The 16,619-nt window shown below is 74.4% G+C and carries 16 protein-coding genes; 14 read left to right on the top strand and 2 right to left on the bottom strand.

Annotation, left to right across the window (positions count from 1 at the left end; all coding sequences use genetic code 11):
• Positions 1–22: 22 nt before the first annotated feature.
• From ACIA79_RS17535 to ACIA79_RS17470, 14 genes are all read left to right on the top strand, one after another.
• Entirely contained in the window at positions 23–1,642 is a 1,620-nt protein-coding gene (locus tag ACIA79_RS17535) for a polyamine aminopropyltransferase (protein ID WP_399429159.1), read from the top strand.
• 33 nt (positions 1,643–1,675) lie between these two features.
• Positions 1,676–2,542 (top strand): SRPBCC domain-containing protein, encoded by an 867-nt coding sequence (locus ACIA79_RS17530; protein WP_399429158.1) that lies wholly within the window; start codon positions 1,676–1,678, stop codon positions 2,540–2,542.
• A gap of 10 nt (positions 2,543–2,552) precedes the next feature.
• A complete protein-coding gene (locus ACIA79_RS17525) occupies positions 2,553–3,359 on the top strand; it encodes an aldose 1-epimerase (protein WP_399429157.1) in 807 nt (268 codons plus the stop codon).
• Between the two features lie 24 nt (positions 3,360–3,383).
• On the top strand, positions 3,384–3,932 hold the full coding sequence (pyrE, locus tag ACIA79_RS17520) for an orotate phosphoribosyltransferase (RefSeq protein ID WP_399429156.1): 549 nt from the start codon (positions 3,384–3,386) through the stop codon (positions 3,930–3,932).
• A gap of 196 nt (positions 3,933–4,128) precedes the next feature.
• Positions 4,129–5,151 carry a class II fructose-bisphosphate aldolase gene (gene fbaA, locus ACIA79_RS17515; protein ID WP_031077706.1) on the top strand — a complete coding sequence of 341 codons (1,023 nt, stop codon included), beginning with the start codon at positions 4,129–4,131 and terminating at the stop codon, positions 5,149–5,151.
• A gap of 65 nt (positions 5,152–5,216) precedes the next feature.
• Positions 5,217–5,630: a DUF3151 domain-containing protein gene (locus ACIA79_RS17510; protein WP_399429155.1), complete on the top strand. Its 414-nt coding sequence runs from the start codon at positions 5,217–5,219 to the stop codon at positions 5,628–5,630.
• A gap of 201 nt (positions 5,631–5,831) precedes the next feature.
• On the top strand, positions 5,832–6,644 hold the full coding sequence (locus tag ACIA79_RS17505) for a DUF3152 domain-containing protein (protein WP_399429154.1): 813 nt from the start codon (positions 5,832–5,834) through the stop codon (positions 6,642–6,644).
• Between the two features lie 170 nt (positions 6,645–6,814).
• Positions 6,815–7,660, top strand: coding sequence for a tryptophan 2,3-dioxygenase (gene kynA, locus ACIA79_RS17500; protein ID WP_399429153.1), 846 nt, complete (start codon positions 6,815–6,817; stop codon positions 7,658–7,660).
• Positions 7,653–8,840 (top strand): kynureninase, encoded by a 1,188-nt coding sequence (gene kynU / locus ACIA79_RS17495; protein ID WP_399429152.1) that lies wholly within the window; start codon positions 7,653–7,655, stop codon positions 8,838–8,840. Before kynA ends, kynU begins: the two co-directional genes overlap by 8 nt.
• 88 nt (positions 8,841–8,928) lie before the next feature.
• Positions 8,929–9,852, top strand: a complete 924-nt coding sequence (locus tag ACIA79_RS17490; protein ID WP_399429151.1) for an alpha/beta hydrolase family protein — start codon at positions 8,929–8,931, stop codon at positions 9,850–9,852.
• Positions 9,853–9,906: 54 nt separating this feature from the next.
• The gene (locus tag ACIA79_RS17485; protein ID WP_399429150.1) at positions 9,907–10,755 is read left to right on the top strand and encodes an NmrA family NAD(P)-binding protein; all 849 of its coding nucleotides are present in this window, start codon (positions 9,907–9,909) and stop codon (positions 10,753–10,755) included.
• Between the two features lie 86 nt (positions 10,756–10,841).
• The gene (locus ACIA79_RS17480; RefSeq protein WP_399429149.1) at positions 10,842–12,125 is read left to right on the top strand and encodes a sensor histidine kinase; all 1,284 of its coding nucleotides are present in this window, start codon (positions 10,842–10,844) and stop codon (positions 12,123–12,125) included.
• Positions 12,122–12,781 carry a response regulator gene (locus ACIA79_RS17475; protein ID WP_399429148.1) on the top strand — a complete coding sequence of 220 codons (660 nt, stop codon included), beginning with the start codon at positions 12,122–12,124 and terminating at the stop codon, positions 12,779–12,781. Before ACIA79_RS17480 ends, ACIA79_RS17475 begins: the two co-directional genes overlap by 4 nt.
• Before the next feature lie 100 nt (positions 12,782–12,881).
• The gene (locus ACIA79_RS17470) at positions 12,882–14,081 is read left to right on the top strand and encodes a cytochrome P450 (RefSeq protein ID WP_399429147.1); all 1,200 of its coding nucleotides are present in this window, start codon (positions 12,882–12,884) and stop codon (positions 14,079–14,081) included.
• Positions 14,082–14,083: 2 nt separating this feature from the next.
• Here ACIA79_RS17470 and ACIA79_RS17465 read toward each other — a convergent pair whose 3' ends face one another.
• Together ACIA79_RS17465 and ACIA79_RS17460 are read right to left on the bottom strand one after the other, a co-directional pair.
• The gene (locus ACIA79_RS17465) at positions 14,084–15,655 is read right to left on the bottom strand and encodes an ABC transporter permease (RefSeq protein WP_399429146.1); all 1,572 of its coding nucleotides are present in this window, start codon (positions 15,653–15,655) and stop codon (positions 14,084–14,086) included.
• Entirely contained in the window at positions 15,652–16,542 is an 891-nt protein-coding gene (locus ACIA79_RS17460) for an ATP-binding cassette domain-containing protein (protein WP_399429143.1), read from the bottom strand. Before ACIA79_RS17460 ends, ACIA79_RS17465 begins: the two co-directional genes overlap by 4 nt.
• Positions 16,543–16,619: the final 77 nt, after the last annotated feature.

Below are 16,619 nucleotides of genomic sequence, written 5' to 3'. Positions count from 1 at the left end.
AGGAGTGACGTAGCGTTATGGGGTGATCGAAGCGCCGCCCGTGCCCCTTCCCGTGCCGCCGTCCGCGCGGGGCGGGGCGCCGCTGCCGGTGCGGCAGCGCGCGGGGCGGTTCCTGGTGCTGCTGGCGGTCTTCGTCTGCGCCGCCTGCGGTCTGGTGTACGAACTCGAACTGGTGGCGCTCGCCTCGTACCTCATCGGGGACTCGGTCACCCAGGCTTCGGTCGTCCTGTCCGTGATGGTGTTCGCCATGGGCGTCGGCTCGCTGCTCGCCAAGCGGCTGCGCTGCCGGGCCGCGGTCGGCTTCGGGCTGGTGGAGGCCGCGCTCGCGCTGGTCGGGGGCTGCTCCGCGCTGGTGCTGTACGCCGCGTTCGCGTGGGGCGGGGACACCCTGGCGGCCGGTGGGCCGGGCGGAGGGGCGCGGCCCGTGCTGGTGGCGTTCTCGCTCGCCATCGGCGTGCTGATCGGGGCGGAGATACCGCTGCTGATGACGCTCATCCAGCGCGTCTCGCGGCGGCCCGAGCAGGACGCGGGCGGTACGGTCGCCGACCTGTTCGCCGCGGACTACGTGGGCGCGCTCGTCGGCGGACTGGCGTTCCCCTTCCTGCTGCTGCCCTGGCTCGGCCAGCTGACGAGCGCGCTGCTCACCGGGGCCGTCAACGCGGCGGCGGGCGGGGTGCTGGTGCTGTGGCTGTTCGGCCGCGACCTGACGGGCCGGGAGCGCTGGCTGTTGGTGGCCGTCAACGTGGCGGTCCTCGGGCTGCTGGCGACCGCCGCCGCCCTGGTCGACGACTTCGAGCGCGCGGCGCGGCGGGCCGTCTACGGCGAGCAGGTGCGCGTCGCCGTCCGGACCGGCGTCCAGGAGGTGGTGCTGACGGGCGGGGCGGGCGAGTCGCTGGAGCTGTTCCTGGACGGGCGGCTGCGGGTGAGCGGCCGTGACGAGCGGCGGTACCACGAGGCGCTGGTCCACCCGGCGATGCGCGGGCGGCACGCGCGCGTGCTGATCCTGGGCGGCGGTGACGGGCTCGCGCTGCGGGAGGTCCTGCGGTACGCGGACGTGGAGTCGGTGACGGTGGTCGAGCTGGACCCGGGCGTGGTGCGCCTCGCCCGCACGGACCCGGCGCTCGCCCGGCTCAACGGCGGCGCGTACGGCGACGCGCGGGTGCGGGTGGTGCACGGCGACGCCTTCCGCTGGCTGCGCGGGGCGGCGGAGCCCAGGGCGTACGACGTGGTGGTCTCCGACCTGCCGGACCCCGGCATCACCGCCAGCACCAAGCTCTACGCGGAGGAGTTCTACGCCCTGGCCGCGCGGGCGATGGCGGACGGCGGGCGCCTCGTCGTCCACGCGGGGCCGATGGCGTCCCGACCGCACACCTACTGGACGGTGGACGCCACGCTGCGGGCGGCGGGGTTCACCACCCGGCCGTACTGCGCGCAGGGCCGGCTGCCCGGCTTCCCCGCCGGGCCCGACCGCTCCGCGGGCCGCGGGGGCGCTCCCGAGGACCGGGGCTTCCTCCTCGCGGCGGTGTCCGGGCCGCTTCCGCCGCCCGTCGTGCCGCCCGCGACGGCCGGTCGCTGCGCCGTACCGGTCCCGCCGCGGGACCTGCCGTCCTCCACACTGGTGCACCCCCGGTACGCCGAGTGACGTGACGGCCGGGCGTCGGTAGGCTCGGCTCCCATGGAGCATGAGGTGTTCGTTCCGGTCACCGTGCAAGCCGTCCGCGACGTGCTGGCGGATCCCGCCCGCGTCGCCCGCTGCGTCCCAGGGCTCCAACAGGACGCCGACGCGTCGGCCGGCCCCCTGTCGGGCCGGCTCAAGGTGCGGGCCGGCGGGCACTCCATCACCTACCGCGGTGCGCTGCGCCTCGTCGCGCAGCAGGACGGCGCGTACGCCGTCGAGGGCGAGGGCATCGAGGTCCGCGGCTCCGGCTCGGTCAAGCTCGCGCTGACGGTGCGTCCCGCCGAGGCGGAGGGCGGCACCTCCCTCGCCTTCACCGGCTCCCTCCAGGCGGACGGACGCCTCACCGACCTCCCGCCGGAGACGGCGGCCGCCACGGCCCACCGCCTGCTGGACCGTTTCGCCGAGTCGCTGACGGCGACGGCCGCGTCCGCCGGCCCTGCCGTGGACGCGGACGCCGGCGCCGACCGCCCCGACAGGAGCGACCTGGGCGAGAGCCGTCTCGACGAGAGCGACGTCGACGACGACGGCGTGGACCAGGGAGCGGTCACGGGGACGGAAGCAGAAGCGGACACGGGGCTGTACGACACGCCCGTGCCGGCCCCCGGGCTGAGCCCCCTGGAGGACGAGGCCGACGACGACTTCCTCGCCGGCGTGGCTCCGGCCGAGGCCGCCCACGCCCGCCGGACGATGATCGGCCGCAGCGCCGAGGAGGTCGACCACGCCCCGCCGCGCGGGCGTTACGCGCCCACGCCGGGACCGGAGACGGCGTCGGCGACCGCCACCCTGCGCTGGCTCGCCCCCGCGGCGGCGCTCGCGCTGGCTTCCGCCGTCGTGGTGGGGCGGGCCCTGCGGCGGCGCAAGTAGTGTCGGTGCCGTGACGACTAGCAGCGCAGCGAGCGAGAGCGTCCGGCTCCTGGCCGGAGACGTGGAGTTGACCGTCCGTCCGGACAACGGATGCCGTATCGAGAGCCTCCGCATCGGTGGCACGGAGCTGCTCCGCCAGGGGGAGCGGTACGGCTGTTTCCCCATGGTGCCCTGGTGCGGCCGCGTCGCCGACGGCCGGTTCCTCAACGGCGCCACATGGCACCAGCTGCCGCTGAACTCGCCGCCGCACGCCATCCACGGCACCGGACGGGACGTCGCCTGGCACACCGCCCGGGCCGACAAGGCGGAGGCGGTGTTCACCTACGACCTCGCCGAGCCCTGGCCGTACACCGGGCGGGTCACCCAGATCTTCGAGCTGGCCGAGGACGCGCTCACCCTCCGGCTCGGCGTCGAGACGTACGACAACTCCTTTCCGGCGCAGGCCGGCTGGCACCCGTGGTTCAACCGCACGCTGGGCGACGGGGAGGCGGTACGCGTCGACTTCGACGCCGCCTGGCAGGAGGAGCGCGGGGAGGACCACCTGCCGACCGGGCGGCGGATCGACCCCCGTCCGGGCCCCTGGGACGACTGCTTCGGCATGCCCGACGGCGTCGACGTCACCCTGACCTGGCCCGGGCGGATGGAGCTGAAGGTCACCAGCCGGGCCGAGTGGGTCGTGGTCTACGACGAGCAGGAGGAGGCCGTGTGCGTGGAGCCGCAGTCGGGTCCGCCCAACGGTCTCAACACCCACCCCCGCCTGGTCACCCCCATCGAGCCGCTGGAGATCGCCGCCACCTGGACGTGGCGACGGCTCTGATCGGCGGCGCTTAAGCTCGTGGGCATGACTGACGTACGTGCCGAGCTGCTGCAGCAGATCAAGGACAAGGCCGTGGTGCACGGCAAGGTGACCCTCTCCTCGGGTCTGGAGGCCGACTACTACGTCGACCTGCGCCGGATCACCCTGGACGGCGCCGCCGCGCCGCTCGTCGGTCAGGTCATGCTCGATCTGACCGCCGACCTGGACTACGACGCGGTGGGCGGTCTGACCCTCGGTGCGGACCCGGTCGCCACCTCGATGCTGCACGCCTCCGCCGCGCGCGGCCGGCAGCTCGACGCCTTCGTCGTCCGCAAGGCCGCCAAGGCGCACGGCATGCAGCGCCGGGTCGAGGGCCCGGACATCAAGGGCCGGCGCGTCCTCGTGGTGGAGGACACCTCCACCACCGGCGGTTCGCCGCTCACCGCCGTCGAGGCGGTCCGCGAGGCCGGAGCCGAGGTCGTCGCCGTGGCCACCATCGTGGACCGGGCGACCGGCGCGGCGGAGAGGATCAGCGAGACGGCGGGGGTGCCGTACCTCTACGCGTACGCCCTGGACGAGCTGGGCCTGGACTGACCCGCAGGGCGCCAAGGAACTGCCCTGACCTGCGTCTTCCGAGAGGGGCGGACGGTTTCACGTGAAACCGTCCGCCCCTCTCGGCACGTGCCGGTGGAGCCCGCGCGCCGGTCTGGGATGATGAGTGCGACGATGACGTCGCCCCCAGGTCAGGGATAGCAACGAACGCAACCCGCACATCACAAGGAGCGGACACATGCCCATCGCAACCCCCGAGATCTACAACGAGATGCTCGACCGGGCGAAGGCCGGCAAGTTCGCCTACCCCGCCATCAACGTCACCTCGTCGCAGACGCTGCACGCCGCCCTGCGCGGCTTCGCGGAGGCCGAGAGCGACGGCATCATCCAGATCTCGACCGGTGGTGCGGAGTTCCTGGGCGGCCAGCACAACAAGGACATGGTGACCGGCGCGGTCGCCCTGGCCGAGTTCGCGCACATCGTCGCCGCGAAGTACGACGTCACCGTCGCGCTGCACACCGACCACTGCCCGAAGGACAAGCTGGACGGCTACGTACGTCCGCTGCTCGCCGTCTCCGCCGAGCGTGTCGCCAAGGGTGAGAACCCGCTGTTCCAGTCCCACATGTGGGACGGCTCGGCCGAGACCCTCGCCGACAACCTGGCCATCGGCCAGGAGCTGCTCGCGCAGGCCGCCGCCGCCAAGATCATCCTTGAGGTCGAGATCACCCCGACCGGCGGCGAGGAGGACGGCGTCAGCCACGAGATCAACGACGAGCTCTACACGACCGTCGAGGACGCCGTGCGCACCGCCGAGGCGCTGGGCCTGGGCGAGAAGGGCCGCTACCTGCTGGCCGCCTCCTTCGGCAACGTCCACGGCGTGTACAAGCCGGGCAACGTCGTGCTCCGTCCCGAGCTGCTCAAGGACCTCCAGCAGGGCGTCGCCGAGCGCTTCGGCAAGGCCGACCCGTTCGACTTCGTCTTCCACGGCGGCTCCGGCTCCACGGCCGAGGAGATCGCCACCGCGCTGGAGAACGGCGTCGTGAAGATGAACCTCGACACCGACACCCAGTACGCCTTCACCCGTCCGGTCGCGGACCACATGTTCAAGAACTACGACGGTGTTCTGAAGGTCGACGGCGAGGTCGGCTCCAAGAAGACCTACGACCCGCGCACCTGGGGCAAGCTGGCCGAGGCGGGCATGGCCCAGCGGGTGGCCGAGGCCTGCACCGCGCTGCGTTCGGCCGGTACCAAGCTGAAGTAGCACCCCGCCCCGCGGACCCGGGCCCGGCATCGCACTCGCGGTGCCGGGCCTGTGACACTGGGGGCATGGGTATCCACGAAAACCTCCTGGGGGGACCGCCCCCCACCCACCTGCCCGACGACCCCGAGCCGCGCGAGCTGCTGGCGTCGGGCACCGCGCCCGCCGACGTCGCCGCGAAGTACCCGGTGTCCTCGCTGGCCTGGGCCCAGCTCGCCGATGACGCGTTCGAGGGCGGCCGGGTCGTCGAGTCGTACGCCTACGCCCGGACCGGTTACCACCGCGGTCTGGACGCCCTGCGCCGCAACGGCTGGAAGGGCCACGGCCCGGTGCCGTGGGAGCACGAGCCGAACCGCGGCTTCCTGCGCGCCCTGCACGCCCTCGCCCGCGCCGCGCAGGCGATCGGCGAGCAGGAGGAGTACGAGCGCTGCTCGGCGTTCCTGCGCGACTCCTCGGCCACGGCGGCCGAAACCCTGGGCTGACGTCCGGCCCGTTCCGCACGCGCGCCCGCCCGCTGTCCCCGTACGGGGGCGGGCGGGCGCTCGCGTGGGGGCCGGCAGGCCCGTGCGGTGGGGCACAGCAAGCGGAGGGGTTCCCTCCGGGTGGCGTGAAAGTGATCTCAGCGGCAGGGGCCCGAGCCGCCGGTACGATCGCACACACCATCGAACCGGGGGGCATCTGCCGTGGGCAAGCGACGCAAGGACCGCCGCGCCCCGACGGTGCTGCTCGCGCTCGCCCTGGCCACCGCGTGTCTCGGCGGGGGCGCCCTGCTCGCCCACCGGCAGGGCGACGGCGAGCCGGCCGCCGCCGCACCGCCCGCGGCCCCGCCGGCCGGCGCCCGGGACACCGAGCCCGAGCCCGAGCGGTCCGCCTCCGGACCGCCGCCGCGCGGCAGCCGCGGCGCCCCGCCGCGGAGCGCACCCCCGGCCGTACCGTCCTCCGGCGCCGGAACCTTCACCACCGCACGCACCACCGGGGAGCGCACCGGCTCCGGACCACTGCGCCGCTACCAGGTCCAGGTCGAGGACGGCACCGGCGTCCCCGCCGCACAGGCCGCCGGGGAGATCCAGCGGATCCTCGCCCACCCGCGGGGCTGGGCAGCCCACGGCCGCGGCTCCTTCCAGCTGGTGACGGAGGACGCCGACTTCGTCATCCGCATCGCCACCCCCGACACCGCGGACGCGCTGTGCGGAGCCGAGGGGCTGGACACGGGCGGCGAGCTGAACTGCGAGACGCGTGACGGCGTCGTGGTCAACCTCAAGCGCTGGGCGCTCGGCTCGCCGACCTTCAGCGGTCCCCCCGCCGAGTACCGCCACCTGATCATCAACCACGAGGTCGGGCACGAGATCGGCCTGCGCGAGCACCTGGGCTGCTCCGGTCCCGGACGGCCCGCGCCGGTGATGATGCAGCAGATCAAGGGGTTGGACGGGTGCCGGTCCAACGCCTGGCCGTACGCGGAGGACGGCCGGTACATCACCGGGCCCGTCGTGTCATGATGCGTCTGGGGCCGCGCATCCGACGAACACCTGTGCGCGGCTCCGAGGGGACCGGGGCTCTCACCCGGCGCGAGGGGGCCGAAGGGACGCGGCAGGCGGCCCGGAGGCGATCCGAGCGCATGGGCGGAGGGCAGACCGCTACCCGGTAGCACGCATTGATGGAGACAGCGATGTCTACTGCCCCCAATGCCTCCGCGGCCGGTTCGGACACCCCGAACCTGGATTTCGCAGGCACGACACCGTACGAGGACTACGTCCAGGCGGATGTCCTCACCCACCTCCAGCACCCTCTCTCGGACGATCCGGGAGAGATGGTCTTCCTGGTCACCACCCAGGTCATGGAGTTGTGGTTCACCGTCATCGTCCACGAGTGGGAGACCGCGAGCCGCGCGCTGCGCGAGGACGACGTCCGTGTCGCGATGGACGCGCTGAAGCGCTCCGTCCGCGAGCTGGAGGCGCTGAACGCGTCCTGGACACCGCTCGCGCAGCTGACCCCGGCGCAGTTCAACTCGTACCGCAGCGCCCTCGGCGAGGGGTCGGGCTTCCAGTCGGCGATGTACCGGCGCATGGAGTTCCTCCTCGGTGACAAGTCCGCGTCGATGCTGGTGCCGCACCGCGGCGCCCCGCGCGTCCACGCCGAGCTGGAGAAGGCGCTCCACGAGCCGAGCCTGTACGACGAGGTGCTGCGGCTCCTCGCGCGGCGCGGGCTGCCGGTGCCGGCGGAGGTCCTGGAGCGGGACCTGTCGCAGAAGTACGAGCCGTCGCAGGCGGTCGAGGAGATCTGGGCTCAGGTCTACGCCGACCAGGACCAGAACGCCGAGCTGGTACGGCTCGGCGAGGCCCTGACCGACGTCGCCGAGCTGGTGTGGCGCTGGCGCAACGACCACCTGGTGGCGACGCGCCGCGCGATGGGTTCGAAGACGGGCACGGGCGGCTCCGCCGGCGTGGCCTGGCTGGAGAAGCGGGCCCGCAAGAACGTGTTCCCCGAGCTGTGGACGGCGCGCAGCCATGTCTGAGTTCGAGCGCAGGGCGCAGGTGCTGGACGCCAAGGACGTCCTGGCGAAGCAGCGGGAGCTGTTCGCGCTCGACGACGGTGTCGTCTACCTGGACGGCAACTCGCTCGGCGCGCTGCCCCGCCACGTACCCGCCCGGATGGCCGATGTGATCACCCGCGAGTGGGGCGAACTGCGCATCCGCTCCTGGGAGGAGAGCGGCTGGTGGACCGCGCCGGAGCGGATCGGCGACCGGATCGCCCCGCTCGTCGGCGCGGCGCCCGGCCAGGTGGTGGTCGGCGACTCGACCAGCGTCAACGTCTTCAAGGCGCTGGTGGGAGCGGTCCGGCTGGCGGACGAGGGCCGCGACGAGATCGTGGTCGACGCGACGACCTTCCCGACGGACGGGTACATCGCCGAGTCGGCCGCCCGGCTGACCGGCAGCCGTCTGGTGGCCGTCGCCCCCGGTGACGTGCCGGCCGCGGTCGGCCCCCGGACGGCCGCCGCGCTGGTCAACCACGTCGACTACCGCACCGGCCGGCTGCACGACCTGCCCGGCGTCACGGCGGCGGTCCGGGCCGCCGGGGCCCTCGCGGTGTGGGACCTGTGCCACAGCGCGGGCGCCCTGCCCGTGGACCTGGACGCGCACGGCGTGGACCTGGCCGTCGGCTGCACGTACAAGTACCTCAACGGCGGCCCGGGCGCGCCCGCCTACCTGTACGTGGCGGAGCGCCACCAGCGGCGCTTCGACTCGCCGCTGCCGGGCTGGAACTCGCACGCCGACCCCTTCGCCATGACGCCGGGCTACGCGGCCGCCGAGGGTGCGCTGCGCGGGCGCGTCGGCACGCCCGACATCCTCTCCATGCTGGCGCTGGAGGCGGCGCTGGACGTGTGGGACGGGGTGTCGGTCGACACCGTGCGGGTGAAGAGCCTGGCGCTGACGGACTTCTTCCTGGAGTGCGTCGGCGCGTACGTGCCCGAGGGCCGCGTGGCGTGCGTGACGCCACGGGCGCACGCGGAGCGCGGCAGTCAGGTCTCGCTCAGCTGCCCGGACGCGCCGGCCGTGATGAAGGAGCTCGTCGCGCGGGGTGTCGTGGGCGATCTGCGCCGCCCCGACGTCCTGCGTTTCGGCTTCACGCCGCTGTACGTCGGCTTCGCGGACGCCGAGCGCGCGGCGCGCGTCCTGGCGGAGGTACTGGGCTGACGCCGGGCCCGGACCGCGGGGGTGCCGGTCCTGGTACGGTCCCCGCAGTCCGGGCCGACTCGGCCCCGTCACGGAAAGGCTGAGCACCATGCCCGACCCCGCCGCACGCGCCGCGCGCGACGCCGCAGAGGAGGCGTCGGCCCTGTCGCACCCGGCCGTCGAGCCGGACTCCACCGCCGCGTACGGCGACCATCCGGACCAGGTGGTGGACTTCTACGCGCCGCGCGAGGGCGGGCCCGGCGGCCCGGGCGACCGGGTGCCGCTCGTCGTCGTGCTGCACGGCGGGGCGTGGCGCGCGCCGTACGACCGCCGCCACATCACGCCCTTCGCGGACCACCTGGCGCGGCGGGGGTTCGCCGTCGCCAACGTCGAGTACCGGCGGGGCGGAGAGATCCCGGCGCCGCGGACGCCCGAGGGGCCGGGGGCGGCCGCCGGCCCGGTCGCCGGTCGCTGGCCGGAGACGTTCGACGACGTGGCCGCCGCGCTGGACGCGCTGCCCGTTCTCGTCCGCACGCACCTGCCGCAGGCCGATCCGCGCCGCACGGTCGTCACCGGGCACTCGGCGGGCGGGCACCTGGCGCTGTGGGCCGCGGCCCGGCACGTCCTGCCGGCCGGCGGGGGCGGCTCGCGGTGGCGGCTGGACGCGGCGCCCGAGCTGCGCGGGGTCGTCGCCCTCGCGCCCATCGCCCACTTCGGGCGGGCGGTGGAGCTGGACGTGTGCGGTGGCGCGGTGCGCCAGCTGCTCGGCCCGCCGGAGGAGTTCGCGGCGCGGGCGGAGGTGGCCGACCCGTCGGTGCTGCTGCCCACCGGGATCGCCACGACCGTCGTCCAGGGCCGTGACGACACGGTCGTCCCGCAGGCCGTCGCCGAGGCGTACGCGGACGCGGCGGCGCAGGCCGGCGAGATGGTCGGCCTGACGCTGCTGGACGGCGTGGGGCACTTCCCGCTGATCGATCCCGCGGCCGACGCGTCCGCGGTGGTCGCGGAGGAGATCGCCCAGCTCGCCTGGTGACGCGGGAACCCTTGCGGACCGGCCCTGACCGCAAGGGTCCGTAGCGTCGGCCGCATGACGAACCGCAAGCACCCCACCGACCGTGTGAACCTCGTGACCGGAGCGACCGGAACCGTCGGCCGCCAGGTCGTCGCCGAGCTGCTGCGTCTCGGACAGCCCGTCCGGGCGCTCACCAGGGACCCCGCCACCGCCGGCCTCCCGGACGGCGTCGAGGTCGTCCGCGGCGACCTCACCGACCCCGGCACCCTCGCCCCGGCCCTGGACGGGGTCGCGGGCCTGCACCTGATCACCTTCGGCGGCGCGTACTTCGCTCCGCTGGAGACCGGACCGCGCATCGTGGAGCTGGCCCGCGAGGCCGGCGTCCGGCGCGTCACCGTCCTCAACGGCGGTGGCCCCACACCGCTGGAGGACGCCGTGCGGGCGAGCGGCCTGCCGTGGACGGTGGTCATGCCCGTGGAGTTCATGAGCAACGCCCTGGAGTGGGCCGAGCGCATCCGGACGCACGACGAGGTGCGCGAGCCCTTCACCGGCCGGCTCAGCGCCATGGTCCACGAGGGCGACATCGGCGCGGTCGCGGCGGTCGCCCTCACCGAGGACGGGCACGCCGGGCAGGAGTACCTGGTCACCGGTCCCGAGGTGCTGACCCTCCGGGACAAGGCGGACGCCATCGCGGCGGCCCGCGGTCGTGCGGTACGGCTGGTGGAGCTGTCCGAGGCGGAGGCGGTCGCGCAGTGGCGGGCGGAGGGCCGGCCGCAGGACGTCATCGACTTCCTGCTGCACGTCTACGGGAACACCCCCGTGGAGGGCCGTACGGTCCTGGACACCGTGGAGAAGGTCACCGGGCGCCCGGCCCGTACGTTCCGGCAGTGGGCGCGGGAGCACGCGGAGGCGTTCCGCGCCTGATCAGCGGCGTAGTACTCCAGGGGGACGCGGAAGAATCCGCATCCAAGGTGACGACCGCGTCCCCGCGTGTGCCTACCGTTGCCGACGTGACCGACACCAAGACCCGCAGCCCCGAGTACCGGATGGCGCACGGCATGTTCATGGGCATGCGCCGGGAACTGCTCGACGACGCCCTCGCCTACCGGCTCCTGCCGCCCATGAGGACCGACGGACCGGTGACCAGGCGGACGCCGCGGTTCATACGCGGGTACCTGGCCTGGTTCCCGCACGCCCTGGTGGCCGGGGCGGCCCTGATCGTCATGTCGCTGGGCTACACCGAGGGCCAGCCGGTCACCGGGCTCGTCCCGGCCGTCGCCGTCCTGCTGACCCTGGCCCGGCCGGTGGCCGCCTTCTGGCTGTCCCTGGCGACGGCCCCGTTCGTGAGCATCATGTCCGGCTACTGGGACGGCTGGCCCTGGGCCCCGACCAGCTTCGCCGGGCACCTCACCGTGATGACCGTGGTCGCGGCGCGCACCCGCCCCCGCACCGCCGCCTGGATGTGGGCGCTGACCGGTGCGTTCGGCTTCTTCTGCGAGACGGTCCTCAGCCGGGGGGCCGGCGCCCATACCGCGCCGCTGCTCGTCGTCTCCGCGCTGGTGCTGCTGTGCGTGACCGTCTTCCACACGCGGCGCCAGGCGAAGGAGGAGGTCACCGCGCAGCTGACCGTGACCGAGCGGGAGCGCTCCAAGCGCACGCTGCTGGAGGAGCGCACCACCATCGCCCGGGAGCTGCACGACGTGGTCGCCCACCACATGTCGGTCGTCGCCATCCAGGCCGAGGCCGCCCCGTACCGCGTGGAGAACCCGCCGCCGGAGCTGGAGCAGGCCTTCGTCACGATCCGCGAGAACGCGGTGGCCGCGCTGACCGAGCTGCGCCGCATCCTCGGCGTCGTACGGGCCGAGGACTACGAGGCGCCCGACGCGCCCCAGCCCACGCTCGCCGACCTCGACGGGCTCATCGCCAACGTCCGCGACGCGGGCCTGAGCGTGGAGGCCACGGTGACGGGGGCCGTGCGCGAGCTGCCGCAAGGCGTGGAGCTGTCCGCGTACCGGATCATCCAGGAGGCGCTGAGCAACGTGCTGCGGCACGCGCCCGGCGCGCCGGCGAAGGTGGAGGTGTCGTACGTGCTCGGCGGCCTCGGCCTGCGGATCGTGAACGGGCCCGCCAGGGGCCTGGTCAAGCCGTCCCCGGGGGCCGGGCACGGGATCACGGGCATGCGGGAGCGGGTGGCGATGCTGGACGGCGGGATGACGGCGGAGGCGACGGCGGACGGCGGCTACGAGGTGGCCGTGTTCCTGCCGGTGGCGCACGCGGGCCAGGGGGAGTCGTGACCATTCGGGTGCTGATCGTGGACGACCAGATGATGGTCCGGGAGGGTTTCTCCGTCCTGCTGAACGCGATGCCGGACATCGAGGTCGTCGGCGAGGCGGTCGACGGCCGCGAGGCCGTCGCCCAGGTCGCCGCACTGCGGCCGGACGTCGTGCTGATGGACATCCGCATGCCGGAGATGAACGGCATCGACGCCACGCGGGAGATCGTCGCCGCGGACGGCGACGCGAAGGTGCTGGTGCTGACGACGTTCGACCTGGACGAGTACGTGTACCAGGCGCTGCGCGCGGGGGCGTCCGGCTTCCTGCTGAAGGACGCCTCGGCGCGGCAGCTCGCGGAGGGCGTGCGGGTCGTCGCGGCGGGCGAGGCGCTGCTGGCCCCGACCGTGACCAAGCGCCTGATCACCGAGTTCGCGAAGGCCGCCGAGGCGCCGCGCCCGCCGGCGCTGTCGCAGGTGGGCGAGTTGACCGAACGCGAGACGGAGGTGCTGGTGCTGATCGCCCAGGGCCTGTCGAACGCGGAGATCGCCGCGCACCTGGTGGTGGCCGAGTCGACCATCAAGACCCATGTGAGCCGCATCCTGGTGAAGCTGGGGCTGCGGGACCGGACGCAGGCGGCGGTGTTCGCGTACGAGGCCCGGCTGGTGACGCCGGGATAGCGGGAGCGGCGGGGGCCCGGGGCCGGTGACGCGGGGACAACGGGACCGGCGGGGTCCGGGGCCGGTGACGCCGGGCGGGTGCGGCGGCTAGCGTCCGTCCATGGACTTCGACCCGTGGTCGCCCGCCTTCGTCGCCGATCCGTACCCCGTCTACGCCGCCCTGCGGGAGCGGGGCCGGGTGCACTGGTTCGAGCCGACACGGCAGTGGCTGGTGCCGCACCACGCCGATGTGTCCGCGCTGCTGCGGGACCGGCGGCTCGGGCGGACGTACCGGCACCGGTTCACGGACGCGGACTTCGGCCGGACGCCGCCGCCCGCCGCGCACGAGCCGTTCCACACCCTCAACGACCACGGGATGCTGGATCTGGAGCCGCCGGACCACACGCGGATCCGGCGCCTGGTGTCCCAGGCGTTCACCCCGCGGACGGTCGAGCGGCTGGTGCCCTACGTCCACCGGCTGGCCGCCGGGCTCGTCGACGCCCTGGTCGCGCAGGGCGGGGGCGATCTGCTGACCGCCGTCGCCGAGCCGCTGCCGGTGGCGGTCATCGCGGAGATGCTCGGCATCCCGGAGGGGGACCGGGAGCCGCTGCGACCGTGGTCGGCGGACATCTGCGGGATGTACGAGCTGAACCCGGACGAGGAGACGGCCGCCCGCGCGGTCCGGGCGTCGCTGGAGTTCTCCGCGTACCTGCGCGCGCTGATCGCCGAGCGCCGGAGGTCGCCGGGCGAGGACCTGATCAGCGCGCTGATCGCGGCCCATGAGGAGGGGGAGCGGCTCACCGAGCAGGAGATGGTCTCCACCTGCGTCCTGCTGCTGAACGCCGGCCACGAGGCCACGGTGAACGCCACGGTCAACGGCTGGTGGGCGCTGTTCCGGCACCCCGGGCAGCTCGCGGCCCTGCGCGAGGGCCGCGTGGAGTTGTCCACAGCTGTGGACGAGCTGCTGCGTTACGACACCCCGCTCCAGCTCTTCGAGCGCTGGGTGCTGGACGACATCGAGATCGGCGGTACGACCCTCCCGCGCGGCGCGGAGGTCGCCCTGCTCTTCGGGTCGGCCAACCGCGACGCGGCCGTCTTCGACCGCCCCGACAGCCTGGACCTGTCCCGGCGGCGGAACCCGCACATCTCCTTCGGCGCGGGCATCCACTACTGCATCGGCGCCCCGCTGGCCCGCATCGAACTGGCCGCGTCGCTGGAGGCGCTGCTCCGGCGGGCCCCGTCGCTCCGCCCCGTCCCGGAGCCCGAGCGCAAGCCGGGGTTCGTGATGCGGGGGCTCCACGGGCTGCCGGTCGAGGTCTGACCTCAGGTCAGGACGTCCCGGCGCCGCAGCCCCGCCAGGCCGGCCGCGACCAGTGCCGCCGCCAGGGCGGTCAGGAGCAGGACCGGTGCCCAGGCCATCTCCGCGCCGGGCAGCTTCGGCAGGTGCCCGTACGGCGACAGGTCCAGGACCGGCCGTGGCAGGTCCAGCGCCGGGCCGATCCAGCCGAGGGCCACGCACAGCCCGGCGACCCCCCACGCCGCCGGTGCCGCCTTCGGCAGGGCCCCGTGCAGCAGCACCGCCACGCCCCCGAGCACCCAGACGGCCGGCAGCTGGGCCAGCGCGGCGCCCAGGACCGGGGCGCCGTCCCGGCCGTACCCGAGGGCGAGCCCGGCCGCCGCCGCGGCCATGAGGGCGACCGCCCCGCCGAAGGCGACGACCAGGTGGCCCGCCGCCCAGCGCAGGCGCCCGACCGCGGCCGCGAGGACCGGCTCGGCGTGCAGCGAGGTCTCCTCGCCGTACAGCCGGAGCACCGATCCGACGACGTAGAGCGCCGCGACCATGCCGAAGAGGCCGACCAGGGCGGCGAGGAAGGTGTCCTCCGGGTCCGCCTGCCCGCCCATGCGCTCGAGGACCTGCCTCGTCCGCTCGCTCCCGCCGACCAGGTCGCCCGCGCCCTCCACCATGCCGCCGAGGACGACGCCCGCCATGAGGAAGCCGAGCGTCCAGCCGAGGAGGCCGCCGCGCTGGAGCCGCCGGGCGAGGCCGCCCGCCGTGCTGATGCGGCCCGCCGCCGGACCGGGGCGGGCGGGCAGGAAGCCCATCCCGACGTCCCGCCGCCCGGCGAGCGCGTACGCCACCGCGCCCTGGACGGCGACCGCCGCCGCCATCAGCAGGAGCACCCACCAGCGCTCACCGGCGAAGGCGCGCACGTTCTGCGCCCAGCCGACGGGGGAGGCCCAGGTCAGCGTCCGGGAGCCGCCCGTGTCACCGGCCGCCCGCAGGACGAACGCGAGCCCGAGGAGCGCCGCCGTCAGGCCCTTGGCGAGCCGGGCGCTCCCGGTGAACTGCGCGACGACCGCGGCCGTGGTGGCGAAGACCATGCCGGTGCCGCCGACGGCGAGGCCGAGTGCGAGCGCCCCGGCGGCGCCCTCGCCGGACAGCCCGGCGGTGACGACGAGTGCGAGGGCGGCGTCGGCGGCGAACGCGGTGAGCAGCGCCGCCGTCAACGGCGCCCGGCGGCCGACCCGGGCCGAAGACAGCATGTCCTGACGGCCCGTCTCCTCCTCCTCCCGCGTGTGCCGTACGACGACGACCAGGCTCATCACGGCGGCCAGCACCGCCGCGAACGCGGCGAACCGCCACGCCACGAGCGCGCCGGTCGAGTCGCCGAACACCGGCCCGTAGAGCGACCGCATCGAGCGGTTGGCGGTCATCGAGGCGGCGAGTCCGGCCCGCCGCGCGGGCGTGTCGTACAGGGCCTCCAGCGATCCCGCGCCGCTCGCGACCATGCCGCCGACGACCAGGATCCACAGCGGCAGCATCAGCCGGTCGCGGCGCAGCGCGAGCCGGACGAGGGCGCCGGTGCCGGTGAACGGCCCGGTGGGCGCGCTCATCGCCCGGCCTCCTCGTAGTGGCGGAGGAACAGCTCCTCCAGGGTGGGCGGCGTGCTGGTCAGCGACCGGACGCCGGTGGCGGCGAGGGACGTCAGCACGGCGTTCAGCCCGTCGGTGTCGACCTGGAGGCTGACGCTGCGGCCCCGTACGACGAGGTCGTGGACGCCCGGCAGGTGCGCGAGCCCGTCGGGCGGCCCGGCCAGCTCGGCGCGGACGCTCGTCGTGGTCAGGTGGCGCAGCTCGGCGAGCGAGCCGGTCTCCACGGTGCGGCCCTTGCGGATGATGCTCACCCGGTCGCACAGGCTCTCCACCTCGCTGAGGATGTGGGACGAGAGCAGCACCGTCCGGCCGCGCTCGCGCGCCTCGGTGACGCACCTCCGGAAGACCTCCTCCATCAGCGGGTCCAGGCCGCTGGTGGGTTCGTCCAGGATCAGCAGGTCCACGTCCGACGCGAAGGCCGCGACGAGCGCGACCTTCTGGCGGTTGCCCTTGGAGTAGGTGCGGCCCTTCTTGGTGGGGTCGAGCTCGAACCGCTCGACCAGCTCGGCGCGGCGCGCGGGGTCCAGCCCGCCGCGCAGCCGTCCGAACAGGTCGATGACCTCGCCGCCGGAGAGGTTGCGCCACAGCGTGACGTCGCCGGGGACGTACGCCACGCGCCGGTGCAGGGCCACCGCGTCGTGCCAGGGGTCGCGGCCGAGGAGCCGGGCGGTGCCGGAGTCGGCGCGCAGCAGGCCGAGGAGGACCCGGATGGCGGTCGACTTCCCGGCGCCGTTGGGTCCGAGGAAGCCGTGGACCTCGCCCGTCCCGACGGTCAGGTCGAGGCCGTCCAGCGCGTGCGTCCGCCCGAACGACTTATGGAGTCCGGAGACGGTGATGGCGTTCGTCATGCTTCGGAAAGTACGCGAGTTTCACAAAGTTGTGAAGTTAAGGAACCGTATAAAGTCGGGGGGTACGACGGACGAGG

The sequence above is a fragment of the Streptomyces sp. NPDC051310 genome, assembly GCF_044455245.1.
Classification (GTDB): Bacteria; Actinomycetota; Actinomycetes; order Streptomycetales; family Streptomycetaceae; genus Streptomyces.
This window is presented reverse-complemented; position numbering and strand designations above follow the sequence as displayed.